Here is a 23,162-nt window from a genome sequence, read left to right on the forward strand (position 1 = left end):
ACGGGCGGCCTGCGACGGGCAGTTCAACGGATGCTCGTCGCATCGCCGGCCCGTGGCGCAGATAAAGCGCCGTGCCGGACGACAGCTCGCGGCACGGCATGCGCGACGAACTTACTCGCCGAGCTTCGACGCGACACAGCCGGTGCTCGCGCATTCGCGTTCGCGCTCACGCAGGAACGACAGCCGCGACTGCGTCATGTCGGTCGCGCACTGGAGATCCACGAGGTAGCCGTTGTTGCGGGTCTCGCTGCACTGCGCGTCGCGCTGCTTCAGCCACGCAAGCTGGCCGGCCTTCAGCGCCGCCTGCTGATCGCCGCTCAGTTGCTTGCGCAGGCGGCCGTATTCGTCGTTGAGCTCGCGGTCGCTCTGCGAAAACTGCGTGCTGCTGCAATAGACCTGGTCGAATGCGCTGTGCGGTTTCGCGCAGCCTGCCGCGTGCGCGGCGAACGGAACGGCGAGCGCGAGCAGCGCGCAGGATGCGAGCAGATTCTTCTTCTTCATGGTGATGCTCCTGACTGGGTGAAAACCGTTGAAGCCGATGGCGGCATCGTCACATCGACGCCGTGCACGCGTCGATCCCGCCCGCGATCGCGGTGGACAGGCGCTGGATCGTTTCGCGCCGCGCGAGCCGCGCCTCCTCGTCGGGATTGACGATCACGCCCGCTTCGACGAGCACGGCCGGAATCGGCGCGGTGCGCAGCACGACGAGATCGTCGAAGCGATGGATGCCGAGTTGCGGATCGACCAGCGGGCGATTCTCGCCGCGAATCGGCTGCGCGTGATACAGCGACGGCCGTTCGCCGGCCGCGACCAGCCGTTCGGCGATCGCCTTCGCGCAACGCAGGCTTTCCGCATAGTGCGGATTGCGCGCCGACACGAACACCGCGAAGCCGCGGAATTCGCGCTGCCGGCCCGCGTCGATGAACTGCTGCTGGATCGAATCGTGATGGATCGATATGAACAGGTTCGCGTCGGGCGCCTGTGTCGAACGCTGGTCGAGCGCGATCTCGCGGCCGTCGGCCGACGTGCGCAGCACGCGATCGCCGTGCGCGGCGAGTTTCTCGGCGACCGCGGCGGACAGGTCGAGGTTGTACAGGTACTCGACGCGTCCGCTCGCGCCTGTCGCGCCGGGGTGGGCCGGCGTGTGTCCGGTATCGACGACGATATAGCGCTGCGGGGTAGCGGGCGTCACGGCATCCGCCGCGTGCAGCGCCGGCGATGCGCCGAGCAGCGGCACGCAGGTCAGCAGGTGCGCGGCGGCCCGCGCGAGCGGGCGAAGGCGTCGGAGGGTTCGGTTCGTCATTGTTGTTGTCGAGGCGGGCACACAGCCGCGTCGAAGGGCGCGGCATCGTCGGCCTGCTTGCGCAGTCGGAATGTCGCGCGATTATAGCGGGTGCCGGCTGCGGCGCAATGACGGCATCGCGCCGCCTCGCCCGTCAGCGCGGCGGCGCTTCGGCTTCGGCCCAGCGCTTGAACGAGTCGAGACGCCGGCGCGTCTGCATCAGGTAGAACGCGCCGATCAGCGGTTCGAGCAGCCAGCGCAGCCAGCCGGGCCGCGCGCGAAAGTGGTAGGTGAACTTGACTTCGGTCGAGCCCGGCGCGCGCTCGGTGAAGTTCCAGCTGCCGCTGAAGCGCGCGAGCACCTTCGGGCCGTCGACCATTTCGACGGCCGCGACCTGCGGCGGCCGGTACGAGATGTAGCGTGACACCATCGTCGCGCCCGAGTTGCTGCGACAGAATGCATCGACGCCGACATCGGCGGCCGTGCCGTCGAGCAGGTACGCGTCGGCGAGGAAGCTGTCCCACACGAGCCGCCGCCCGTAGTCTTGCGACCACGTGAACAGGCGGCGGCGATCGACGCCGACGATCCGGCTGACTGAGATCCTCATGATGGCGGGCGCCTTCGCGCGGGTGGTGGATGCAATCGAGTGTAACGCGGCCGTACCGGATACTTCTTCAGACTTCGTCAAGTCGAATCGCCGCTCGATTGACGCATCTCGAAAATAATCCTACGATACGCGTCATGCCTTCGGGACAGACCCGAAGCGTTTCCATCTCTTGAGGGAGCCTCATGAGTACGCAACAGAACCGGCGCTTCGACGCGCTCGTTTTCATCGGTCGTTTCCAGCCTCCGCATCGTGGTCACCTGAACGTGTTGAAATCGGCATTGAGCCGCGCCGAGCGCGTCTGCGTGCTGATCGGGTCGACCGACAAGCCTCGTACCATCAAGGATCCGTTTTCGTTCGACGAGCGCCGGCAGATGCTGGCTTCGCTGCTCGACGCAGCCGAACGCGAGCGCGTGACGATCGCGCCCGTGCAGGATTCGACATACAACGACGGCGACTGGGTGCGCTGGGTGCAGGATGCCGTCGCGTCCGCGCTTGGCGATGTCGCGCAGCGCAAGGTCGGGCTGATCGGCCACGAGAAGGACGCCACCTCGTATTACCTGCGGATGTTTCCGCAATGGGAACTGGTCGACGTCGATGCAACCGAAGACATTTCCGCGACCGAGATCCGCGACCAGTATTTCGCCGAACGCACCAACAGCTTCGTGCAGTGGGCCGTGCCCGAGCCGGTGTTCGGCTGGCTCGAACGCTTTCGCACGCAGCCGGAGTTCGCGCAGCTGAAGGCCGAGGCCGAGTTCATCGCCGCCTATCGCAAGGCATGGGCCGCCGCGCCTTATCCGGTCACGTTCGTGACCGTCGATGCGGTGGTCGTGCACTCGGGCCACATCCTGCTGGTGCGCCGGCGCAGCGAACCGGGCCGCGGCCTGTGGGCGCTGCCGGGCGGGTTCGTGAACCAGGACGAGCGGCTCGATGCGGCCTGCATTCGCGAACTGCGCGAGGAGACCGGCCTGAAGCTGCCGGAACCGGTGCTGCGCGGCTCGATCAAGGATCGCCAGGTGTTCGATCATCCGACGCGCTCGCTGCGCGGCCGCACGATCACGCACGCGTGCCTGTTCAATTTCCCGACCGGTGAGCTGCCGCGCGTGAAGGGCAGCGACGACGCCGACAAGGCGCGCTGGGTGCCGCTCAACGAATTCGCGCAGATGCGCAACGTGATGTTCGAGGATCACTTCGACATCGCGTATCACTTTCTGGGGAAGCTGTGATCCGCTGATTCCCCGCATTCCCGTCCGCCGCGACAGACGCGGCGGCATTCCAACGGCCTAGAGGAGCTCTAGCCATGCAAAATGATCTCGGCGGCTTTGCCGCGGTTCTCGCCAATCCGATTCTCAACACGGATTCGTACAAGGCTTCCCACTTCCTGCAATATCCGCCCGACGCGACGGCGATGTTCTCGTACGTCGAATCGCGCGGCGGACGCTACGACCGCACGCTGTTCTTCGGCCTGCAGATGCTGCTGAAGGAATATCTGTGCAAGCCGGTCACGCACGCGATGGTCGACGAGGCGCGCGACTTCTTCGCGGTGCACGGCGAGCCGTTCAACGAGGCGGGCTGGCGCTACATCGTCGAGCGTTACGACGGCTGGCTGCCCGTGAAGATCCGCGCGGTGCCCGAAGGCTCGATCGTGCCGGTGCACAACGTGCTGATGACCGTCGAATGCGACGATCCCGCCGTGTTCTGGCTCGCGTCGTATCTCGAGACGATGCTGCTGCGCGTGTGGTATCCGGTGACGGTCGCGACGCAGAGCTGGCACCTGCGGCAGACGATCCGCCGCTTCCTCGAAAAGACCGACGACGATCTCGCGCAACTGCCGTTCAAGCTGCACGATTTCGGCGCGCGCGGCGTGTCGAGCGCGGAGTCGGCCGCGATCGGCGGGGCCGCGCACCTGGTCAGCTTCATGGGTTCGGATACGGTGCTGGGCGTGCTGGCCGCGAACCGCTTCTATCGCGAACCGATGGCCGCTTATTCGGTGCCGGCCGCCGAGCACAGCACGATCACGTCGTGGGGGCGCGAAGCCGAGGTCGATGCGTACCGGAACATGATCGCGCGGTTCGGCCTGCCGGGTGCGATCGTGTCGGTCGTGTCGGATTCCTACGATTTGTTTGCCGCGCTCGACATGTGGGGCGGCGAGCTGCGCCAGGCGGTGATCGACTCGGGGGCGACGCTGGTCGTGCGACCCGATTCGGGCGAACCGGTGTCGATCGTGCTGCAGACGGTGCGCGCGCTCGATGCGTCGTTCGGATCGACGTTGAACGGCAAGGGGCGGCGCGTGCTGAATCACGTGCGCGTGATCCAGGGCGACGGGGTCGACGAGCAGTCGATCGGCGCGATTCTGTCCGCGCTCGATGATGCGGGCTATGCGGCCGGCAACGTCGTGTTCGGGATGGGCGGCGCGCTCTTGCAGCAAGTCAATCGCGACACGCAGCGTTTCGCGATGAAGTGCTCGGCGATCCGGCGTGGCGGCGTGTGGCACGACGTGTGCAAGGATCCGGTCACCGACCAGGGCAAGCGCTCGAAGAAAGGGCGGCTCACGTTGCTGCGTCATCGCCGCACCGGCGAGTACCGGACTGCGACGCTGCCCGTCGCATGGGACGATCGCGCGGTGGAAGGCGAGTGGGCCGAGGCGCTCGAAACGGTGTTCGATACGGGACGGCTGCTGGTCGACGCATCGTTCGCCGAGGTGCGGGCGAGGGCGCACGCGGGCGAAGCATAAGCCGGGCTACGGGGTGCGCGATGGCGCTTTGTGCTGCGTCGGACGTCAAGATACAGCTTGACGCCCGACCGATCGAATGCGCGTGCGCATCGCTTCGGCGACCGCGTCGCGCACGCAGGCCGCCGCGATTTCCGATGCGCGCGTGCGTGCGGCGCGCGCGAGCCGCGCGATCACCAGCGGCTGGATCACCGTCGATTCACGGATCGGACATTCGACGACGAGCGGCGAGCGCGTGACGGCCGGGCTTTGCGTGATCAGCAGCGACACGCCGAGCCCGCTCGCGACCATCGCACGCACGAGTTCGATCGATACAGCCCGATAGCGGACGTTCGGCGACAGCCCGCACTGCCAGAACGGCGCCATCAGAAAATCGCGGCTGTGCGGCAGGTCGATCAGGATGAACGGCTGTGCCGCGAGATCGCGCAGCGAAATCGCGCGCTTGCGCTTCGCGAGCGCGGAATTCGCCGGCACGAGCGCGTACGGCCGCAATTCGGCCAGACATTCGCGTTCGATATCTTCGGGCAGGCCCACGTCATACATCAGCGCGAAATCGATCTGCTGCTTGTGCAGGGCGACGTCGAGCTGGGCGAGATCACCTTCGATGAACCGGATCGCGAGCCGCGGATGGCGCTGTTGCGCGAGTTCCAGCACGCGCGGCAGATACACGGGTGCGATGGTGCTGAACACGCCGATCTGCACGACGCCGCCCGGTTCGTCGCCGACGTCGTCGGTCGCGAACGCGGACGCCGACGCGAGCAACTGGCGCGCTTCGGCAAGCTTGCGTTCGCCGAAATGGGTAAGCGTCATCCGCGTGCCGGCGCCGCGCGTGAACAGCGGATCGTCGAACAGCGCCTCGAGCTCGCGGATCGCCACCGAAATCGACGGCTGCGACACGTTGAGCCGGGTTGCGGCCGCGGTCGTGCTGCCGGCTTCGGCGGCCGCGACGAAATAGCGTAACAGTCTCAGCGATAGCGCCATGTCGAACCCATACGAAAAACTTATAGGCGTTAATTTATTCCAGTATTTTATCTGATTGCCCCGCTCGACCAGAATCACCGCATCGGCCAACTTGGCCCGACCTTCAGGAGAAAGATGCCGTGACTGTGTCCAGGCTGCCGCTCGACGGCATACGCGTGATCGATTTTTCCCGGGTACTGGCGGGGCCGTTGTGTTCGGCGCTGCTCGGCGACCTCGGCGCCGAGGTGATCAAGATCGAGCCGCCGGCGGGCGACGACTATCGTGCGATCGGGCCGTTCGCGAACGGCGAGAGCGGACTGTTCGGCGCAATGAACCGCAACAAGCGCAGCGTCGTGATCGACCTGAAGACCGACGACGGGCAGGCGCTCGCGCAAGCGCTGTGCGCGCAGGCCGATGTCGTCGTCGAGAATTTCCGGCCCGGCGTCGCCGAGCGGCTCGGAATCGGCTATGCGGCGCTGTCGGCGCGCCATCCGCGGCTGATCTACGCGAGCGTGTCGGGGTTTGGGCAGACCGGGCCGGAATCGCGCCGGCCCGCGTACGACATCATCCTGCAGGCGATGTGCGGACTGATGGATGCGACCGGCGCACCGGACGGCGAGCCGACGCTGGTCGGCGATTCGGTATCCGACGTGATCAGCGGGATCTTCGCGTCATGGGGCGTGCTGGCCGCGCTCGTCGCGCGCGATCGCACCGGCGCCGGCACGCATGTCGACGTGTCGATGTTCGACGCGACGCTGAACCTGACCGCGGCGCTGGTCGCGCGCTATGCGACCACCGGCGTCGCGCAGCCGCGCGTCGGCAATCGCCATCCGACTTCCGCGCCGTTCGGCGCGTATCGCGCGGTCGACGGGCACTTCGTCGTTGCCGTGCTCAACAACAAGCTGTTCGGCCTGCTGGCCGAGACGATCGGTCATCCGGCGCTGATCGACGATCCGCGTTTCGCATCCGATGCGTCGCGCTGCGCGCATGAGGCTGCGTTGCGCGTGTGCATCGAGCAGTGGGCCGCCACGCGCTCGGTCGCGGACGTCAATGAGGAACTCGGTGCGGCGGGCATTCCGGTCGCGCCGATCCGCAGCGTGCAGCAGGCGCTCGAGAGCGACCACGCGCGCGTGCGGCGCGTGCTCGTCGAGACGGCCGCAGCCGACGGTTCGACGATCCGGTTGCCTGCGCAGCCGCTGAAGTTTTCCGCCTATCCCGACACGCGCACGACACGCGCGCCGCAACTCGGCGAACACACGCGCGCAGTGCTCGAACGCGTGCTAGGCCTCGATGAGGCCGCGATCGCCGCGCTGGCGCAGGCCGGCGCGATCCACACGCCTGCCGCGACGTCGCGCCGGACCAACACCCACCAGGAGATGAACGATGCTTAAACGACTGGGCGTCGGCGATGCCGACCTCGAAATTGCCGATGCGATCCGTCGCTTTGCACGAGCCGAACTTGCGCCGCATGCGGCGCAGGTCGATCGCGACGAAACGTCGACGACGCGCTACGTGCCGGCACTCGCCGAACTCGGGGTGATGGGGATGAACCTGCCGGAACGATGGGGCGGCACCGGCGCATCGCCGGCCGCGATCATCCTCGCGCTGGCCGAGATCGCGCAGGCCTGCGCGGCGACGTCGTCGATGATCGGCGCGCACTATCTGGCGACCGACTCGGTGCTGATCGGCGGCGACGACGCATTGCGTGCGCGCTATCTGTCGGACGCGGCGACCGGTGCGAAGCTCGGCGCATTCGCGCTGACCGAACCGCAGGCCGGCTCGAACCCGGCCGGCATGACCACGCAGGCGGTGCGCGACGGCGACGGCTATCGCATTCACGGCGTCAAGCATTTCATTTCGAACGCGGATGCTGCGCAATTCATCGTCGTCTATGCGAAAACCGCGCCGGAACTCGGCACACGCGGGATCAGCGCATTCGTCGTCGATCGCGACACGCCGGGCGTGTCGGTGTCCGCGCCGGAGAAACTGATGGGCATTCACGGCGCGCCTGCCCACGAAGTCGCGTTCGATTGCGTGGTGCCGGCGTCGAACCGGCTCGGCGAAGAGGGCAGCGGCTTTCGCACCGCAATGAAGGTGCTCGACAACAGCCGCCTCGATGTCGCGGCGACGAGCCTCGGGATCGCCGAAGCGGCGCTCGGCGATGCGATCGACTGGGCGAAGCAGCGCCACGTCGGCGGCGAGCCGCTGGCGAACAAGCAGGGCCTGCAGTGGCGATTCGCCGACATGAAGACGCAGCTCGAAGCCGCATGGCTGCTCACGTTGCAGGCCGCCGCACGGCGTGCGGCCGGCGAGCCGTTCACCGACCTGGCGTCGATGGCGAAGCTGTATGCGTCGGAAATGGTCGCGTTCGTGACCGACGCCGCCTTGCAGGTCCACGGCGGGTATGGCTTCACGCGCGAAATGCGGATCGAGCGCCTCGTGCGCGATGCGCGGATCCTGCGGATCTACGAAGGCTCGTCGGAGATCCAGCGCACGGTGATCGCACGCACGATGCTGGCGTGACGGCGAACGAAACGAGACAAGGCGAGGAGACGAATGGTGAAGATTCTGGTGCCAGTGAAAAGAGTGGTCGATTACAACGTGAAGGTCCGCGTGAAGTCGGACAACACGGGCGTCGATATCGCGAACGTGAAGATGTCGATGAACCCGTTCGACGAGATCGCTGTTGAAGAAGCGGTGCGCCTGAAGGAAGCAGGCGTCGCGACCGAAGTGGTGGCCGTGTCGGTCGGTGTGGCGCAAGCGCAGGAAACGCTGCGCACGGCGCTGGCGATCGGCGCGGATCGCGCGATCCTCGTCGAGTCGAACGACGGCGTCGAGCCGCTGGCTGTGGCGAAGATACTGAAGGCGCTGGTCGACAAGGAGCAGCCGCAGCTCGTGATCCTCGGCAAGCAGGCGATCGACGACGATTCGAACCAGACCGGTCAGATGCTCGCCGCGCTGGCAGGGCTGCCGCAGGCGACGTTCGCCTCGAAGGTGACGATTGCCGACGGCAAGGCGACGGTTGCACGCGAAGTGGACGGCGGCGCGGAAACGCTGTCGCTTCAACTGCCCGCAGTCGTCACCACGGATTTGCGCCTGAACGAGCCGCGCTACGTGACGCTGCCGAACATCATGAAGGCGAAGAAGAAGCCGCTGGAAACGGTGAAGCCCGAAGACCTCGGCGTGGACGTCGCGCCGCGTCTGAAGACGCTGAAGGTGGCCGAGCCGCCGAAGCGCGCAGCCGGCGTGAAGGTGCCGGACGTGAAGACGCTGGTCGAGAAGCTGAAGACCGAAGCCAAGGTGCTGTAAAGGGAGCGGATAGAAATGACGATTCTGGTAATTGCAGAACACGACAACGCGTCGATCAAGGCCGCGACGCTGAACACGGTGGCAGCGGCGCAGAAGATCGGCGGCGACATTCACGTGCTGGTCGCCGGTCACAACGCGCAGGGCGCAGCCGATGCGGCCGCGAAGATCGCCGGCGTGGCGAAGGTGCTGCTGGCCGATGCGCCGCAGCTCGAAGCGGGCCTCGCGGAAAACGTCGAAGCGACCGCGCTGAACATCGCGAAGGACTATTCGCACATCCTCGCGCCGGCGACTGCGTACGGCAAGAACATCGCACCGCGTATCGCCGCGAAGCTCGACGTCGCGCAGATCTCGGACATCACGGCGGTCGATTCGGCCGACACGTTCGAGCGCCCGATCTACGCCGGCAACGCGATCGCGACGGTGCAGTCGAGCGATCCGATCAAGGTGATCACGGTGCGTGCGACGGGTTTCGATCCGGTTGCGGCTGAAGGCGGCAGCGCGCCGGTCGAGAAGATCGAAGCGGCGGCAGATGCAGGCAAGTCGCAGTTCGTGAGCCGTGAAGTGACGAAGCTGGATCGTCCGGAACTGACCTCGGCGAGCACCATCGTCTCGGGCGGTCGTGGCCTGGGCAGCGGCGAGAACTACACGAAGGTGCTGGAGCCGCTGGCGGACAAGCTGTCGGCCGCACTCGGTGCTTCGCGCGCGGCAGTGGACGCGGGCTACGTGCCGAACGACTACCAGGTCGGCCAGACCGGCAAGATCGTCGCACCGCAGCTGTACATCGCGGTCGGCATCTCAGGTGCGATCCAGCACCTGGCCGGCATGAAGGATTCGAAGGTGATCGTCGCGATCAACAAGGATCCCGAAGCACCGATCTTCAGCGTGGCCGACTATGGTCTGGTCGGCGATCTGCACGAGATGGTCCCGGCGCTGACCGCGTCGCTCTGATTTCCACACCCGTTCAGGATCGGTCGATCCTGCGCGCGCGGCTGCATCGTTGCGGCCGACGCGCGAACCACGCGAGGGGCAGCGTCTGCGCCGACGACGAATCGCCGGTGGCGCGGCACGAGCACCGAGCGAACCTCAAGCGCAGTTTTCCACCGGTCAGGAGCCGAGCATGGAACGTACCGCTTCATCCGTCGCCAATCCGTCGCTGATCGAGCGCCGCTCGATCGACTATATTCCCGAAGCCGAGCGCCACGGCAGTCTCTTCAGTCAATTCACCCTGTGGTTCGGCGCGAACCTGCAGGTCACGGCGGTCGTCGTCGGCGCGCTCGCGGTCGTGCTGGGCGGCGACGTATTCTGGTCGTTGATCGGCCTGCTGGCGGGGCAGTTGCTCGGCGGCGCGGTGATGGCGCTGCACGGTGCGCAGGGTCCGCAGCTCGGGTTGCCGCAGATGATCTCGAGTCGCGTGCAGTTCGGCGTGTACGGCGCGATCGTACCGCTCGCGCTCGTCTGCGTGATGTATGTCGGCTTCTCGGCGGGCGGGACCGTGCTGGCCGGGCAGGCGATCGCCGAGCTGCTGGACGTCGGCCGGCCGGCCGCGATCCTGATCTTCTCGGCGCTCGTCGTGTTGCTCACCGGCCTCGGCTACCGGACGATCCATGCGATGGGCCGCGTGTCGAGCATCGTCGGTTCGCTCGCATTCCTGTACCTGTTCGCGAGCCTGCTGCACGGGCACGCGTTCGGCGTACTGCTCGCGAATCGCCATTTCACCGTTGCATCGTTCCTGCTCGCAGTATCGCTGTCCGCGTCGTGGCAGATCGCATACGGGCCGTATGTCGCCGACTATTCGCGCTACCTGCCGCGATCGACGCCGCCCGGCAAGACCTTCGCGGCGGTGTTCTGCGGCACGGTGATCGGTGCGCAGGTGTCGATGACGTTCGGCGTGCTGGCTGCCGCGCTGGCCGGCGACCGCTTCTCCGGCCACGAGGTGTCGTTCATCGTCGGCCTCGGCGCGACGGGCGCGATCGCCGCGGTGCTCTATCTGACGATCGCGCTGGGCAAGCTGACGATCACGACGCTCAACGCGTACGGCAGCGTGATGTCGGTTGCGGCGATCCTGACCGGCTTCGGCGGCCGACGCGAAATCTCGCCGCGCACGCGCATCGCGTTCGTGCTGCTGACCGTGGCCGCGTCGAGCAGCATCGCACTCGCCGGACAGCACGATTTCCTGAAGGCGTTCTCGTCGTTCCTGCTGTTCCTGCTCGTGTTCTTCACGCCGTGGAGCGCGATCAACCTGGTCGACTACTACTGCGTGACGCGCGAACGCTACGACGTGCCGGCGCTGTTCGAACCCGACGGCCGCTACGGCCGCTGGAACGTCGCCGGTATCGTCGTGTATGCGCTCGGCGTGCTCGTGCAGATGCCGTTCGTCGCGACCGGCTTCTACACCGGGGCGTGGGTCGATGCATTGGGCGGCGTGGATGTGTCGTGGATCGTCGGCCTGATCGTGCCGGCCCTGCTGTACTACGCCGTATCGCGCGGATCACAGGCCAGCGTGCCCGACCGGCCGATCCTGCCCGAATCGGCCGCCGACGTCGATTGACCTGACGCACCTGGCCCGCGCGTCGCATCCATCGCGCGTGCCAGCGCATCGAACACGGCCGGCCCCTTGCAGCGCGACACGTTGAAGCGCAGGTACGACGTCGCGCCGCGCGACGCGCTGAACACGTTGCCGGGCGCGAGCACGACATCGTGGTCGAGCGCATGCCGCGCGACGCGCGCGGCGTCGAGCCCATCCGGCAGTTCCGCCCACACGAACAGCCCGCCGCGCGGCTCGGTCCAGATTGCGAGCCCCGCGCGTGCGAGCCGCCGGATCGTTTCGCCCATCGCGTCCGCGAGGCGCGCGCGCAGGCTGTCGAGATGGCGCCGGTAGGTGCCGTCGACGAGCAGCCGATGCACGACGCTTGCGCCGATCTGCGCATGGCCGAACGACGTCGCGAGCTTCAGGTCGACGAGTGCGTCGATCCACTCGGGGCGCGCGGCGACATAACCGCAGCGGATGGCGGCCGACAGCGTCTTCGAGAAGCTGCCGATCGACACGACGCGCGACAGCCCGTCGAAGGCCGCGAGCCGCGGCGCAGGCGTGGTTTCGAAATCCGCGAAGATGTCGTCCTCGACGATCAGCAGTCCGTGCTCGGCCGCGAGCGTCAGCAGCCGATGCGCGACGGGCGGCGCGAGCGTCGCGCCGGTCGGGTTGTGCAGCGCCGCGTTGGTGATGTAAAGGCGCGGTCGATGCTCGACGAGCGTCTGTTCGAAGCGCGCGAGATCGGGCCCGTTCGGCGTGTACGGGACGCTGACGATCCGCGCACGATGCGCGCGCAGCAGCGCGTGGAAGTTGAAGTAGCACGGATCGTCGAGCACCACCGTGTCGCCCGGCTCCAGCAGCAGGCGGCACACGAGGTCGAGTGCCTGCGTGCCGCTGTCGGTCAGCATGATCTGCGCAGGCTCGGCATGGACGCCGTGCTGCGCGAGCCGCCATGCGAGTTGCTGGCGCAGCGCGGGCAGGCCGGACGGCGTCGCGTAGTCGGTGAGTGCGTCGGGCTCGTCGCGCGATGCGGCGCGCAGCGCGCGGCGCAGGCTCTCGTCGGGCAGCCACGACGCGGGCAGCCAGCCGCAGCCGGGCTTGACGGCGGTCGGCGCCGATTCGAGCGACTGGCGCGTGAGCCACAGCGGATCGAGTTCGCGATCGAGGCGCGGGCCGAGATCCGCGAGCGCGAGCGGCGGTGCGTGCCCGGACACGTAGAAGCCCGATCCGCGCCGCGCGACCAGCACGCCTTCGCTCGCGAGCCGTTCGTACGCGTCGACGACCGTCGACTTCGACACATGCAGCGCATCGGCCATCATCCGGATCGACGAGACGCGCGCGCCGGGCATCAGCGCGCGGCTCGCGATCCGCGCGCGCAGCGTGTCCATCACGGTTTCCACGCGCGTGCGCGACGCGGCGGGCGGAGTCGGGGTAGGGGCGGAACGGGCCATGGCGAGCGATGAACTGTACGGTCGTTGGTCCAGTACAGTTTGTCGAAATTGTATTGGGGTGTAGCTTACGCGCTTTTGGCGGGCGGCGGATCATCGGTCATCCACCTATTACCCGTTCAGGATTTCCCGTGCAAAAGACGACCGACGGATGGCTCAGCGGCCTGCTGGGCGTCATCATTTTCAGCGGCTCGCTGCCTGCGACGCGGGTCGCGGTGCAGGGCCTCGACCCGCTGTTCCTCACGTTCGCGCGCGCGACGATCGCCGGCGCGCTCGGTCTGCTGCTGCTCGCGATGCTGAAGCAGAAGCGGCCGACGCGCAGCGAAGCCGTCTCGCTGCTGATCGTCGCGCTGGGCGTCGTGGTCGGCTTTCCGCTGCTGACCGCGCTCGCGCTGCGGCACGTGACGTCCGCGCATGCGATCGTGTTCGTCGGGCTGCTGCCGCTGGCGACCGCGCTGTTCGGCGTGTGGCGCGGCGGCGAGCGTCCGCGCGCGCCGTTCTGGGTGTTTTCGCTGGTCGGCAGCGGCGCGGTTGCGCTATTCGCGCTGCGCAACGGCGCTCACGCGTCGGTACTCGGCGATGCGCTGATGCTGGCCGCGATCGTCGCGTGCGGGCTCGGCTATGCGGAAGGGGCGCGCCTGTCGCGCGACCTCGGCGGCTGGCAGGTGATCTCGTGGGCGCTCGTGCTGTCGCTGCCGCTGATGCTGCCGCTCGCGTGGATCACGCGGCCTGCGTCGTTCGACGGCGTCGATGCGAGCGCGTTGTGGGGGCTCGCGTACGTGTCGCTGTTCAGCATGCTGATTGGCTTCGTGTTCTGGTATCGCGGGCTCGCGCTCGGCGGGATCGCGGGCGTCGGCCAGTTGCAGCTGCTGCAGCCGTTCTTCGGGCTGCTGCTCGCGGCCGGACTGCTGCATGAAGCCGTGCCGGGTTCGATGGTGATCGTGACGGTCGTCGTCGTCGGGTGCGTGGCGGGCGCAAAGTATTTTTCGAAGGCGGTGCCGATGCGGCGCGCGGGGTGACGCACACGTACGCGCGTGCGGTTCGACGCGTGCCATGGATCGAGCGATCCACGGCACGCGTTGCTGCGTGCGTCAGGCAGCGGGCATAACGCGTTTATGCGACGTGCGCAACGCCATATTGCGACGACAGATATCTTCGGATGTCGGCCGGCGAGTCGATGAAGCGCCGGCCGTTGTGCTCGCGCGTCGCGATCGTGTCGTCGGCGGGTGTCCGGTCGCGGCCGAGCACCAGGACCGGCGCCGACTGGTTGTCCGCGCCGATCAGCGCGACGATCAGCTGGCGCGGCCGCGGGGCATCGACATACTCGACGTCGACTGCGTCGCGCAGTTGCGGATAGAAACTCAGCAGCCCTTCGACGGCAACCGAATCGCCGCAGTAGAACGGACCGTCGCTGTCCTTGAAAAAGCCCGGGCGCAGGATGAACAGGGTGTCTTTCATATATGTCTCGCTGGAAGGTTGAGGTCGTGCGTTGAGGAAAACGTAATGACGGGCGGCCGATGCATCAGGCCGTCGCGAGCGCGGCGGCGCGCATTCTCGCGAAGCCGGCCTCGAGGTCGGCGATCATGTCGCCCGGGTCTTCGAGGCCGGCGTGGATGCGCAGCAGCGGCCCGGTCGTCGCCCAGCGCGTCGCCGTGCGATGGCGCGACGGATTGGCCGGAATGATCAGGCTTTCGAAGCCGCCCCAGCTATAGCCCATGCCGAAGCAGGTCAGCCCGTCGAGCAGCGCACGCAGCGCATCGTCGGACTGCGGATAGAGCGCCACGCCGAACAATCCGCATGCGCCCGTGAAATCGCGCTGCCAGATCGCATGACCGGGATCGCCGGCGCGCGCCGGATAGAGGATTCGCGCGACCTCGGGCTGCGTCGCGAGCCAGTCGGTCAGCACCCGTGCGTTGCGCTGGTGCCGCTCGAGACGCACCGACAGCGTGCGCAGGCCGCGCAGCGCGAGATAGGCGTCGTCGCCGCTGACGGTCATGCCGAGCTGCCGGTAGCAGCGCGTGACTTTCGGCGCGAGCGCTTCGGTCGTCAGGATCGCGCCCATCAGCACGTCGGAATGGCCGGCGATGTATTTGGTCGCCGCGTGGATCGACACGTCGACACCGTGCGCGAACGAGCGGAAATTCAGCGGCGTGCCCCACGTGTTGTCGAGCAGCACGACCGCGCCGTGCCGGTGCGCGACGCGAGCGATCGCCGGGATGTCCTGCACCTCGAAGGTCAGCGAGCCGGGCGACTCGGTGAACACCGCACGCGTGTTCGGCCGCATCAGCGACGCGATGTCCGCGCCGAGCGACGGATCGTAGTACGTCGTGTCGATGCCGAGTCGCGCGAGCGTCTCGTCGCAGAACGAACGGGTCGGGTCGTACGCGGAATCGGTCATCAGCAGATGGTCGCCCGGGTTCAGCACTGCGAGCAGCGCGGTCGTGATCGCGCTGAGCCCGCTCGGCGTCAGCAGCGCCGCATGTGCGCCCTCGAGGCGCGCGAGCGCCTTTTCGAGGGCGCGCGTGGTCGGGCTGCCGTGGCGGCCGTAGGCAAGCGGCGTGCCGCGCACCGTGTCGAGCGCATCGGTATCGTGAAAGAGCAGCGTCGACTGCCGGTACACGGGCGGGTTGACCGGCGAACCGGGCTGGCCGTGAGAACGGCCTTCATGGGCGAGGACCGTGTCGGGTGAAAGGGGCTGGGTCAAGATATCGTCCTGTGGTCGGGGTGGGGATCGGTCGGGAGCTTCGGCATGCCGGTGCGCGTGCTCAATGCAGGATCTTGTCGAGGAAGTCGCGCGCGCGTTCGGAGCGCGGCGCGGCGAAGAACGTGTCGCTGGCCGCGTCCTCGACCACCGCGCCCTGGTCCATGAAGATCACGCGATGCGCGACCTTGCGTGCGAATCCCATCTCGTGCGTGACGCACACCATCGTCATGCCCTCGCGTGCGAGCTCGACCATCACGTCGAGCACCTCGTTGATCATCTCGGGGTCGAGCGCGGAGGTCGGCTCGTCGAACAGCATCGCGACCGGGTTCATCGACAGCGCGCGAGCAATCGCGACGCGCTGCTGCTGGCCGCCCGACAGTTGCCCCGGATACTTGTTCGCATGGGCGGCGAGACCGACGCGGTCGAGCAGCTTGCGGCCGGTGTCGATCGCCTCGTCCCTGTCGCGGCCGAGCACCTTGCGCTGCGCGAGCGTCAGGTTGTCGATGATCGACAGATGCGGAAACAGCTCGAAGTGCTGGAACACCATGCCGACGCGCGCACGCAGCTGCGCGAGCTTCGCGGCCGGATCGCCGAGCCGCATCCCGTCGACGGTGATGCTGCCTTTCTGGAACGGCTCGAGGCCGTTGATCGTCTTGATCAGCGTCGACTTGCCGGAGCCGGACGGCCCGCACACGACGACCACTTCGCCTTTCGACACCGCGGCGCTGCAATCCGCGAGCACCTGATGCCTGCCATACCACTTCGATACGTTGTCGAGCGTAATCATGTTCTGTCCGTTGTCGATGTCGGGTTGGGTGGCGGGCGCGCTCAATGCGCGGCCGGCAGCGCGAGGCGCGATTCGACGCGCCCTTGCAGTCGCGACAGCAGCGTGCTCAGCACCCAGTAGATCGCCGCGGCCGCCAGGTACAGCGGCAGCGGCTGGAACGTCGCGGCGATCACTTCCTGCGTCGAGCGCAGCAGTTCGGTCACGGTGATCACCGACACCAGCGAGGTATCCTTGATCAGGCTGATCAGCGTGTTGCCGAGGCTCGGCACCGCGAGGCGCAGCGCCTGCGGGCAGATCACGTAGCGCAGCGTCTGCACGTGCGTGAGGCCGAGGCTGTGCGCGGCCGCCCATTGCCCGCGACCGATGCCGAGAATCGCGCCGCGCATGCTTTCGGACAGATACGCGGCCGCGTTGAGCGTCAGCGTGAAGATGCCGGCGGTGGTCGGATCGAGCGTGATGCCGAGGTCGGGCAGGCCGTAGTAGACGACGAACATCTGCACGAGCAGCGGCGTGCCGCGCATCACGCTGACATAGCCTTGCGCGATGCCGGCCGCGAAGCGGTTGCCGCCGATGCGCACGACGGCGATCGCGAGCCCCGCGAGCAGGCCGAGCATCATCGACGACACCGCGAACTTCAGCGTGAGCGCCGCGCCTTGCACCATGACGGGGAGCGTATGAATGACGAGATCGAGTGCTTCCATCGCATGTCTCCAGACTGTTTATGCATAGGGGCCGCGCATCGTTGCGCGCGGCCTCGCACCGGTGAGCCGGCTTACTGCGTGACGGGCTTCGTGGTGTCGCTGCCGAACCACTGCATCGAGATCTTCTTCAGCGTGCCGTCCTGCTGCAGCGACGCGATCGCATCGTCGAGCGCTTTCGCGAACTTCGGGTTGCCCTTGCGGAACGGAATGCCCATCTCGTCCGCGCCGTCCGCCAGCACCGAACCGGGGCGCAGCGGCAGGTGCGAGTTCTTGATCAGGTAGTTCAGCATCAGGCGATCGTTGACCGCCGCGTCGATGCGGCCCGCCGCGAGATCGCGCAGATTTTCCGGCGTGCCCGGATAGACCTGCAGATCGATCGCAGGCACGCGCTTCACGAGATCGACATAGTTGCTGCCCATCGTCACGCCGACCTTCTTGCCCTTCAGTTCGTCGAGCGAGCGGAATGCGCGCGCATCGTTTTGCCGCTGCAGCAGCTGCGCGGACGAATACACGTACGGCTGGCTGAAATCGAGCGCCTGCCTGCGCGACGGCGTGATTGCGACCTGGTTGACGATCACGTCGAACTTGCCGGCCTGCAGCCCGGCGAGGATGCCGCTCCATTCGGTCGTGACGAATTGCGGCTTCACGCCGAGGCGCGAGGCGACCGCCTTGGCGACATCGACGTCGAAGCCTTCGAGCTGGCCGTCGGCGTTGCGATAGTCGAACGGCGGATAGGTGCCTTCGAGCGCGATCTTCAGCACGCCGGCCTGCTTGACCGTATCGAGCAGATCCGCTGCGTGGGATGCCGTGGCGGCGACGCACAGCAGGGCGGCGGCACAGGCTCGCGTGAACGTCGGGGTGAGGCGCTTCATGGTTGTCTCCTTGGTTGTCGTCGAAACTTTCAGGGTGTGCACGTCCGCGGCGACGGGCGGCGTCGCCGTGGGCGGGAAGCGGGCCGCGGTGATGCGGCGGGAGAAGCGGGGCGGCGGACGGCGGCACGTGCCGCCCGCCGACAGGCGCGTTAAGGCGCGTGCACCGCGAAGCGCGTGAAGGACTGCGCGAGCTTCATGCTGAACGCGGGTCGGTGCGCGGCGAGGAGTTCAAGCAGGATATTCATGATTGCCCGTGCGGCTTGTCAGTGGTGTAGACCGGTACGCATCGGCGCGTGCCCGGCGCTCACAAATGCTGAACGACTGACGGCAATCTTAGTTTTGTCAAAAGGGAAAGTGTTTCCAAAAACGCGCGCACTTTTTGAGATGTGGGGAAAATTATTTTTCGCGTTTTGGTGGCGGCACGTGCGTTGTGCTGCGGTTGCGCACGATGTGAAGGATCGGTTGCTACGCCGCGGCATCGCGGGTTGCGCACGTCGACGTCGCGACCGCACGCCGCAAAACAAAACGGCCACGCTCGCCTGTTTCGGCGAGTGTGGCCGTTCATCGTCGCGCGCGTTACTCGAACGTTTCCAGCGCGAGCAGTTCGTCGATCGTCTGGCGGCGGCGAATCAACCGCGGCGTGCCGCGATCGACCAGCACTTCCGGCGCGAGCGGGCGGCTATTGTAGTTCGACGACATCGACGCGCCATACGCGCCCGCGTCGTGCAGGAACAGCAGATCGCCGATCTGCGGCTGCGCGAGCCGGCGGTGCGTGACCACGCCGCCCGCGTCCTGCGTGAACACGTCGCCCGACTCGCACAGCGGCCCCGCGATCGCGATGTCGACAAGCGGCCGGCCTTCGGGCAGCGCGCCGTCGTGCGCATGCACGGACACCGCGTGATAGCTGCCGTACATCGACGGGCGCATCAGGTCGTTGAAGCCGGCGTCGATCAGCACGAAGTCGTGTTTCGGCCGGCGATTCACGGCCTGCACCTCGGTAACGAGCGTGCCCGCTTCGGCGACCAGGAAGCGGCCCGGTTCGATCTCGATGCGCACCGCGTGGCCGAGATGCCGTTCGATCCGTTTGCGCGCGGCATCCCATTGCTTGAAATAGTGATCGACGTCGACGCGCGGCTCGCCGTCGCGATAGGGGATCGACAGGCCGCCGCCGGCCGAGATCGCGTCGATGTCGTGGCCGAGCGACGTGACGAGATCGACCATCGCATCGCAGACCTGCGACAGGTGGCCGTAATCGACGCCCGAGCCGATATGCATGTGGATGCCGACGAGCTTCAGCCCGTACTGGCGCACGATCTCGATCGCGCGCGGCACGTCGTCGATCCAGATGCCGTGCTTGCTTTGCGGGCCGCCGGTGTTGGTCTTGTTGCTGTGGCCGTGGCCGAAGCCGGGATTGACGCGCAGCCATACGCGATGGCCGGGCGCCTGCTCGCCGACGCGCGCCAGCATGTCGAGCGAGCCTGCGTTGACGGTCACGCCGTGCTTCAGCACGGCCGCGAGCGTCGGGCGGTCGATCAGGTCGGCCGTAAACACGACGCCTTCCGGTTCGCCGGCGGGGCTGAACCCGGCCGCGAGACTGCGCTCGATCTCGCCGAGCGACACCGCGTCGACGCACGCGCCTGCCTCGCGCATCAGCTTCAGGATATGCAGGTTCGAGTTCGCCTTCTGCGCATAGCGGATCACGTCGAACTGGCGCAGTTGCGCGATGCGGTCGCGGATGACGTCGGCGTCGTACACCCACAGCGGGGTGCCGTATTGCTGCGCGAGCGCAGCGAGCTGGCGGGAATCGAGGGACATGGCGGATCGATCGGGTCGAATGGACGGACAGTCGTCATGATGCGCGCGATCGGCTATACAGTAAAATGCCGATTTATCGAGATTCGATTCATTCCTGATATAGATGGCTACGCTTACGCACCGCCACATCGAGGTGTTTCGCGCGCTGATGGTCACGGGCAACACGACGCGCGCGGCCGAGATGCTGTATACGTCGCAGCCGACGATCAGCCGCGAGCTGGCGCGGATGGAGCAGGTGGTCGGCTTCGCGCTGTTCGAGCGCACGCACGGCCGGCTGCGCCCGACGATGGCCGCGCTCACCCTGTTCGACGACGTGCGGCTCGCCTATGTGGGGCTCGAACGCGTGTCGGCGACCGCCGCGCGGCTGCGCGAGTTTCGCGACGGGCAGTTGTCGGTGATCGCGCTGCCGGCGTTCTCGCATGCGATCCTGCCGGGCGCATGCCGGCGTTTCCACGACGCGCATGCGGGCGTCAGCGTGTCGGTCGCGACGCAGGAATCGCCGGTGCTCGAGGAGTGGCTGACCGCGCAGCGCTACGATCTCGGGCTGACCGAGCATGACGTCGCGCCGCCCGGCACCGTGCTCGCGCCGCTGCTCGAAGTCGACGAAGTATGCGTGCTGCCGGACGGCCATCCGCTGCTCGCGAAGGATGCGATCGCGCTCGCGGATCTCGCCGATCGCCCGTTCGTGAGCTTGTCGCTGAACGATCCGTACCGGATCATGATCGACGACGCGTTCGCGCAGCTCGGCGTCGCGCCGCGTTCGGTGGTCGAGACGCCGTCGGCGGTGTCGGTGTGCGCGTTCGTGCGGCAGGGTCTCGGCGCGGCGATCGTCAATCCGTTGACCGCGCTCGATTTCGTCGGCCGCGATCTGCACGTGCGGCCGCTCGGGCAGTCGTTTCCGTACCGCGTCAGCGTGATCGTGCCGGAGCACCGGCCGAAGAACCTGCTCGTCGATGCATTCGCCGACGCGCTGCGCGACGAGGCAAAGGCGATTCGCAGCCGGCTCGCGGCGCTGCTTGGCCAGCGCGCGCGATCGTCGTGACGCGGTTCGCGCGCACGGGCCGTATGATGGACGCTTTGCCGTGCGTGCCCTTACTTCAACGGAATCCGTCATGACCGACGCTGCATCATTACCGGAACAACCGACCCTGACCGGCGAGCGCGTCGAACTGCGTCCGCTCGAACCGGCCCACCGGCAGGCGCTGCTGGATGCGGCCGCGGACGGCCAGCTGTGGAACCTGAAGGTGACGATCGTGCCGAACGCCGACACGGTCGATGCGTATATCGACACGGCATTGCGCGGGCGCGCGGCCGGCACCGTGATGCCTTATGCGATCGTCGATCGCGGGTCGGGGCGCGTGGTCGGCAGCACGCGCTTCTGGAAGATCGACCGCGACAACCGCAAGCTCGAGATCGGTCATACATGGCTCAGTGAATCGGCGCAGCGCACGCGCGTGAACACCGAGGCGAAATGGCTGCTGCTCGCGTATGCATTCGACACGCTGCGATGCGTGCGCGTGCAGTTCACGACCGACGAACTGAACGAGAAATCGCGCGCGGCGATTCTGCGGCTCGGCGCGAAGCAGGAAGGGATCGTGCGTCACGAGCGGATCATGCCCGACGGCCGCAAGCGCAACTCGGTGCGCTTCAGCATCATCGACGACGAATGGCCCGACGTGGATGCGCGCTTGCGCGCGAGGCTTGCGACGCGCGCGTGATCTGCGCGAAGGGCGTGCGGGAGAGCCGCTGTGCATCGCGCCGCCGGCAGGGGAGCGGCGGCGCGAGCGGGGAACGGAGGTGCCGCGCGCGATGCGCGGCGGGGCATCGCGTTACTGCGCCGATGCGAGGTGGTGACGCTGCGCGAGCTTCTGCGCTTCCGCGTAGTGGGCCTGCAGCATCGGCAGCGACTGACGGGCGACTTCCTTCAGCTTCGCGTCGCGGCCCGACGCGATTTCAGCCTGGAACGCCGAGATCGCCTTCTGCTGGCCGGCCAGCGCGACCTGTTCGATATACGCCTTGTCGAACTCCGCGCCGCGCAGGTTCTTGATGCCGTCCAGCACGGTCGTGTCCGGATCGTTGGCCGGTACGTCGACGCCGCGCGGGCTGGCCGCGCGCATCGCCTGGATGATCTTCTCGTCGTCGGTCGACACGCGTTGCGCGAAGGCCTTGACCTGGCTGTCCGACGTGCGCGAATCGGCGATGCGCGCCGCGTCGTGCTGCGTCGACACGGTCTTCGTGCCGTCGGTGATGAAGGTCTGGTCGGCTTCGTGGATGCGCGCGGTCGCGGCGGCCGGCGCGGACGGCGACGGTTGGGCGGTTTGCGCGTTCGCGGTCGCCGTCACGGCGACGAGAAGCAGGCCAGCGGCAGACAGGGCAAGGCGCGAGACTTGGGGAAAGCGGTTCATGGGACCTCCTTTCGATCGGGGCTCTGGTTGAAAGACGGATCGCGTGATCCGTAGCTGTGCGAGAGAGACCGGGCGCGCGCCCGGACCGGATTCGACCGCCGCTCTGCCGCGGCGCCGGTCGAAGCGAGTTCCGGCCCGACTGATTCTAGAAGCGCGATCGGGTAGCAGGTGCAACGGTGCTGTGGCTTGTGTAACGGTTAGTAAGACGAATCGGGATGCAAGCTCGCGTTCAGGTAGGGCATACCGGCGTGCGTCATGACGCCGGCAATTTTTGCGAGCGGAAGGCCGTCGCGATGAACGCGCCTGTCACACGCAGTTCATCGTGGTGATGTGGGGGCGGCGATGTCGCGCAGCGGGCTAGAGGCGATCGAGCAATGCGTCGAGCGTCGGCAGCAACGGTGTCGCGCAATGCGACTGCAATGCGTCGGGCGCGGTGTAGCCCCACGCGACGCCCTGAAAGGCGACGCCCGCGCGGCGAGCCGCGTCGGCATCGCGAATCTCGTCGCCGACATACAGCATCTCGCCGGGGCGCACGCCGGCTTCGCGTGCGAGTGCGCGCAGTCGTCGCGCCTTGCCGAACAGCGAGATCCCGCATGCGAAGTAGGCAACGCGACGGCTCGCATGCGCACCGAGCCGGTCGCGCACGACGGCCTCGGTATTGGAGCTTGCGATCGCGATGCGGATGCCGCGTGCGGCGAGCGCGTCGAAGGTCGGTTCGACGCCGGGAAACAGCGCGATGTGCGCGATGCGCGGCTGCATCAGGCGTCGCATGTCGGCCGTCACGCGCGGCACCTTCCACATCGGCACCTCGAGCGCGCGGATGATGTCGCGCGCAGACATGCCGCGCAGCGCCGGGCGCATGGCCGGATCGGCATCGCGAAACCCGTGCAGGCGCGACGCTTCCGACAGCGCCGCGAGAAAGCAGTCGAGCGAATCGGCGAGCGTGCCGTCGAAGTCGAATGCGACGAGCCGGCACGTCATCGTGCCGTGTCGTGCGGCGTCATTGATCATGCG

Annotated in this window: 23 protein-coding genes; 10 read left to right on the forward strand and 13 right to left on the reverse strand. The window is 67.3% G+C overall.

Annotated elements, in window-relative coordinates:
* Positions 1–111: 111 nt before the first annotated feature.
* The 3 genes from WS57_RS03745 to WS57_RS03755 all read right to left on the reverse strand — a co-directional run bounded on the left by WS57_RS03745 (position 112) and on the right by WS57_RS03755 (position 1,889).
* Positions 112–501 carry a lysozyme inhibitor LprI family protein gene (locus WS57_RS03745; RefSeq protein WP_009688586.1) on the reverse strand — a complete coding sequence of 130 codons (390 nt, stop codon included), beginning with the start codon at positions 499–501 and terminating at the stop codon, positions 112–114.
* Positions 502–550: 49 nt separating this feature from the next.
* Positions 551–1,303: an N-acetylmuramoyl-L-alanine amidase family protein gene (locus WS57_RS03750; RefSeq protein ID WP_069243766.1), complete on the reverse strand. Its 753-nt coding sequence runs from the start codon at positions 1,301–1,303 to the stop codon at positions 551–553.
* A gap of 133 nt (positions 1,304–1,436) precedes the next feature.
* The gene (locus WS57_RS03755) at positions 1,437–1,889 is read right to left on the reverse strand and encodes a type II toxin-antitoxin system RatA family toxin (RefSeq protein ID WP_069243767.1); all 453 of its coding nucleotides are present in this window, start codon (positions 1,887–1,889) and stop codon (positions 1,437–1,439) included.
* Positions 1,890–2,071: 182 nt separating this feature from the next.
* On the opposite strand from WS57_RS03755, the gene WS57_RS03760 reads away from it, so the two are divergent.
* Positions 2,072–3,112, forward strand: a complete 1,041-nt coding sequence (locus WS57_RS03760) for a bifunctional nicotinamide-nucleotide adenylyltransferase/Nudix hydroxylase (protein ID WP_009688589.1) — start codon at positions 2,072–2,074, stop codon at positions 3,110–3,112.
* Between the two features lie 74 nt (positions 3,113–3,186).
* Complete coding sequence (locus WS57_RS03765) at positions 3,187–4,620, forward strand: nicotinate phosphoribosyltransferase (protein ID WP_059518794.1); 1,434 nt, start codon at positions 3,187–3,189, stop codon at positions 4,618–4,620.
* A 45-nt stretch (positions 4,621–4,665) separates the two neighbouring features.
* Here the strand turns inward: WS57_RS03765 and WS57_RS03770 are convergent, their stop codons facing one another.
* Complete coding sequence (locus WS57_RS03770) at positions 4,666–5,598, reverse strand: LysR family transcriptional regulator (protein WP_059518792.1); 933 nt, start codon at positions 5,596–5,598, stop codon at positions 4,666–4,668.
* Between the two features lie 119 nt (positions 5,599–5,717).
* On the opposite strand from WS57_RS03770, the gene WS57_RS03775 reads away from it, so the two are divergent.
* The 5 genes from WS57_RS03775 to WS57_RS03795 all read left to right on the forward strand — a co-directional run bounded on the left by WS57_RS03775 (position 5,718) and on the right by WS57_RS03795 (position 11,434).
* Positions 5,718–6,968 carry a CaiB/BaiF CoA transferase family protein gene (locus WS57_RS03775; RefSeq protein ID WP_059601515.1) on the forward strand — a complete coding sequence of 417 codons (1,251 nt, stop codon included), beginning with the start codon at positions 5,718–5,720 and terminating at the stop codon, positions 6,966–6,968.
* On the forward strand, positions 6,961–8,100 hold the full coding sequence (locus WS57_RS03780) for an acyl-CoA dehydrogenase family protein (RefSeq protein ID WP_009688594.1): 1,140 nt from the start codon (positions 6,961–6,963) through the stop codon (positions 8,098–8,100). Before WS57_RS03775 ends, WS57_RS03780 begins: the two co-directional genes overlap by 8 nt.
* Before the next feature lie 36 nt (positions 8,101–8,136).
* The gene (locus WS57_RS03785; protein ID WP_040126907.1) at positions 8,137–8,886 is read left to right on the forward strand and encodes an electron transfer flavoprotein subunit beta/FixA family protein; all 750 of its coding nucleotides are present in this window, start codon (positions 8,137–8,139) and stop codon (positions 8,884–8,886) included.
* Between the two features lie 15 nt (positions 8,887–8,901).
* A complete protein-coding gene (locus WS57_RS03790; protein ID WP_069243768.1) occupies positions 8,902–9,834 on the forward strand; it encodes an electron transfer flavoprotein subunit alpha/FixB family protein in 933 nt (310 codons plus the stop codon).
* Between the two features lie 169 nt (positions 9,835–10,003).
* Positions 10,004–11,434 carry a purine-cytosine permease family protein gene (locus tag WS57_RS03795; RefSeq protein WP_069243769.1) on the forward strand — a complete coding sequence of 477 codons (1,431 nt, stop codon included), beginning with the start codon at positions 10,004–10,006 and terminating at the stop codon, positions 11,432–11,434.
* Here the strand turns inward: WS57_RS03795 and WS57_RS03800 are convergent.
* On the reverse strand, positions 11,356–12,867 hold the full coding sequence (locus WS57_RS03800; protein ID WP_069243770.1) for a PLP-dependent aminotransferase family protein: 1,512 nt from the start codon (positions 12,865–12,867) through the stop codon (positions 11,356–11,358). The genes WS57_RS03795 and WS57_RS03800 overlap by 79 nt on opposite strands.
* A 128-nt stretch (positions 12,868–12,995) precedes the next feature.
* On the opposite strand from WS57_RS03800, the gene WS57_RS03805 reads away from it, so the two are divergent.
* Positions 12,996–13,883 (forward strand): DMT family transporter, encoded by an 888-nt coding sequence (locus WS57_RS03805; RefSeq protein WP_009687851.1) that lies wholly within the window; start codon positions 12,996–12,998, stop codon positions 13,881–13,883.
* 94 nt (positions 13,884–13,977) lie between these two features.
* Here WS57_RS03805 and WS57_RS03810 read toward each other — a convergent pair whose 3' ends face one another.
* The 6 genes from WS57_RS03810 to lysA form a co-directional block, all read right to left on the reverse strand.
* Complete coding sequence (locus WS57_RS03810; protein WP_009687850.1) at positions 13,978–14,322, reverse strand: DUF3088 domain-containing protein; 345 nt, start codon at positions 14,320–14,322, stop codon at positions 13,978–13,980.
* Positions 14,323–14,386: 64 nt separating this feature from the next.
* On the reverse strand, positions 14,387–15,568 hold the full coding sequence (gene metC / locus WS57_RS03815; protein WP_059512455.1) for a cystathionine beta-lyase: 1,182 nt from the start codon (positions 15,566–15,568) through the stop codon (positions 14,387–14,389).
* Between the two features lie 61 nt (positions 15,569–15,629).
* Positions 15,630–16,355: an amino acid ABC transporter ATP-binding protein gene (locus WS57_RS03820; RefSeq protein ID WP_009687848.1), complete on the reverse strand. Its 726-nt coding sequence runs from the start codon at positions 16,353–16,355 to the stop codon at positions 15,630–15,632.
* Positions 16,356–16,396: 41 nt separating this feature from the next.
* Complete coding sequence (locus WS57_RS03825) at positions 16,397–17,056, reverse strand: amino acid ABC transporter permease (RefSeq protein WP_009687847.1); 660 nt, start codon at positions 17,054–17,056, stop codon at positions 16,397–16,399.
* Between the two features lie 71 nt (positions 17,057–17,127).
* Positions 17,128–17,928 carry a transporter substrate-binding domain-containing protein gene (locus WS57_RS03830; protein WP_069243771.1) on the reverse strand — a complete coding sequence of 267 codons (801 nt, stop codon included), beginning with the start codon at positions 17,926–17,928 and terminating at the stop codon, positions 17,128–17,130.
* A gap of 576 nt (positions 17,929–18,504) precedes the next feature.
* Positions 18,505–19,743, reverse strand: a complete 1,239-nt coding sequence (gene lysA / locus WS57_RS03835) for a diaminopimelate decarboxylase (RefSeq protein WP_009687844.1) — start codon at positions 19,741–19,743, stop codon at positions 18,505–18,507.
* A gap of 103 nt (positions 19,744–19,846) precedes the next feature.
* On the opposite strand from lysA, the gene WS57_RS03840 reads away from it, so the two are divergent.
* Entirely contained in the window at positions 19,847–20,785 is a 939-nt protein-coding gene (locus tag WS57_RS03840) for a LysR family transcriptional regulator (RefSeq protein ID WP_059601232.1), read from the forward strand.
* A 70-nt stretch (positions 20,786–20,855) separates the two neighbouring features.
* Complete coding sequence (locus WS57_RS03845) at positions 20,856–21,461, forward strand: GNAT family N-acetyltransferase (protein WP_040131246.1); 606 nt, start codon at positions 20,856–20,858, stop codon at positions 21,459–21,461.
* 111 nt (positions 21,462–21,572) lie between these two features.
* Here the strand turns inward: WS57_RS03845 and WS57_RS03850 are convergent, their stop codons facing one another.
* Together WS57_RS03850 and WS57_RS03855 are read right to left on the reverse strand one after the other, a co-directional pair.
* Positions 21,573–22,148 carry a DUF4142 domain-containing protein gene (locus tag WS57_RS03850; RefSeq protein WP_009687841.1) on the reverse strand — a complete coding sequence of 192 codons (576 nt, stop codon included), beginning with the start codon at positions 22,146–22,148 and terminating at the stop codon, positions 21,573–21,575.
* A 357-nt stretch (positions 22,149–22,505) separates the two neighbouring features.
* Positions 22,506–23,129, reverse strand: coding sequence for an HAD hydrolase-like protein (locus WS57_RS03855; RefSeq protein WP_040131248.1), 624 nt, complete (start codon positions 23,127–23,129; stop codon positions 22,506–22,508).
* Positions 23,130–23,162 lie beyond the last annotated feature (33 nt).

This window comes from Burkholderia pseudomultivorans, from assembly GCF_001718415.1.
GTDB lineage: Bacteria > Pseudomonadota > Gammaproteobacteria > Burkholderiales > Burkholderiaceae > Burkholderia > Burkholderia pseudomultivorans_A.

What these genes read in the sequence shown, in the direction of transcription:
- WS57_RS03795 (WP_069243769.1), top strand. Translation starts at nt 10,004, where the DNA reads ATGGAACGTACCGCTTCATCCGTCGCCAATCCGTCGCTGATCGAGCGC.
- WS57_RS03790 (WP_069243768.1), top strand. Translation starts at nt 8,902, where the DNA reads ATGACGATTCTGGTAATTGCAGAACACGACAACGCGTCGATCAAGGCC.
- WS57_RS03830 (WP_069243771.1), bottom strand. Translation starts at nt 17,928, where the DNA reads ATGAAGCGCCTCACCCCGACGTTCACGCGAGCCTGTGCCGCCGCCCTG.
- WS57_RS03745 (WP_009688586.1), bottom strand. Translation starts at nt 501, where the DNA reads ATGAAGAAGAAGAATCTGCTCGCATCCTGCGCGCTGCTCGCGCTCGCC.
- WS57_RS03765 (WP_059518794.1), top strand. Translation starts at nt 3,187, where the DNA reads ATGCAAAATGATCTCGGCGGCTTTGCCGCGGTTCTCGCCAATCCGATT.
- WS57_RS03750 (WP_069243766.1), bottom strand. Translation starts at nt 1,303, where the DNA reads ATGACGAACCGAACCCTCCGACGCCTTCGCCCGCTCGCGCGGGCCGCC.
- WS57_RS03780 (WP_009688594.1), top strand. Translation starts at nt 6,961, where the DNA reads ATGCTTAAACGACTGGGCGTCGGCGATGCCGACCTCGAAATTGCCGAT.
- WS57_RS03760 (WP_009688589.1), top strand. Translation starts at nt 2,072, where the DNA reads ATGAGTACGCAACAGAACCGGCGCTTCGACGCGCTCGTTTTCATCGGT.
- WS57_RS03845 (WP_040131246.1), top strand. Translation starts at nt 20,856, where the DNA reads ATGACCGACGCTGCATCATTACCGGAACAACCGACCCTGACCGGCGAG.
- WS57_RS03770 (WP_059518792.1), bottom strand. Translation starts at nt 5,598, where the DNA reads ATGGCGCTATCGCTGAGACTGTTACGCTATTTCGTCGCGGCCGCCGAA.
- lysA (WP_009687844.1), bottom strand. Translation starts at nt 19,743, where the DNA reads ATGTCCCTCGATTCCCGCCAGCTCGCTGCGCTCGCGCAGCAATACGGC.
- WS57_RS03820 (WP_009687848.1), bottom strand. Translation starts at nt 16,355, where the DNA reads ATGATTACGCTCGACAACGTATCGAAGTGGTATGGCAGGCATCAGGTG.
- WS57_RS03825 (WP_009687847.1), bottom strand. Translation starts at nt 17,056, where the DNA reads ATGGAAGCACTCGATCTCGTCATTCATACGCTCCCCGTCATGGTGCAA.
- WS57_RS03810 (WP_009687850.1), bottom strand. Translation starts at nt 14,322, where the DNA reads ATGAAAGACACCCTGTTCATCCTGCGCCCGGGCTTTTTCAAGGACAGC.
- WS57_RS03850 (WP_009687841.1), bottom strand. Translation starts at nt 22,148, where the DNA reads ATGAACCGCTTTCCCCAAGTCTCGCGCCTTGCCCTGTCTGCCGCTGGC.
- WS57_RS03755 (WP_069243767.1), bottom strand. Translation starts at nt 1,889, where the DNA reads ATGAGGATCTCAGTCAGCCGGATCGTCGGCGTCGATCGCCGCCGCCTG.
- WS57_RS03800 (WP_069243770.1), bottom strand. Translation starts at nt 12,867, where the DNA reads ATGGCCCGTTCCGCCCCTACCCCGACTCCGCCCGCCGCGTCGCGCACG.
- WS57_RS03855 (WP_040131248.1), bottom strand. Translation starts at nt 23,129, where the DNA reads ATGACGTGCCGGCTCGTCGCATTCGACTTCGACGGCACGCTCGCCGAT.
- WS57_RS03840 (WP_059601232.1), top strand. Translation starts at nt 19,847, where the DNA reads ATGGCTACGCTTACGCACCGCCACATCGAGGTGTTTCGCGCGCTGATG.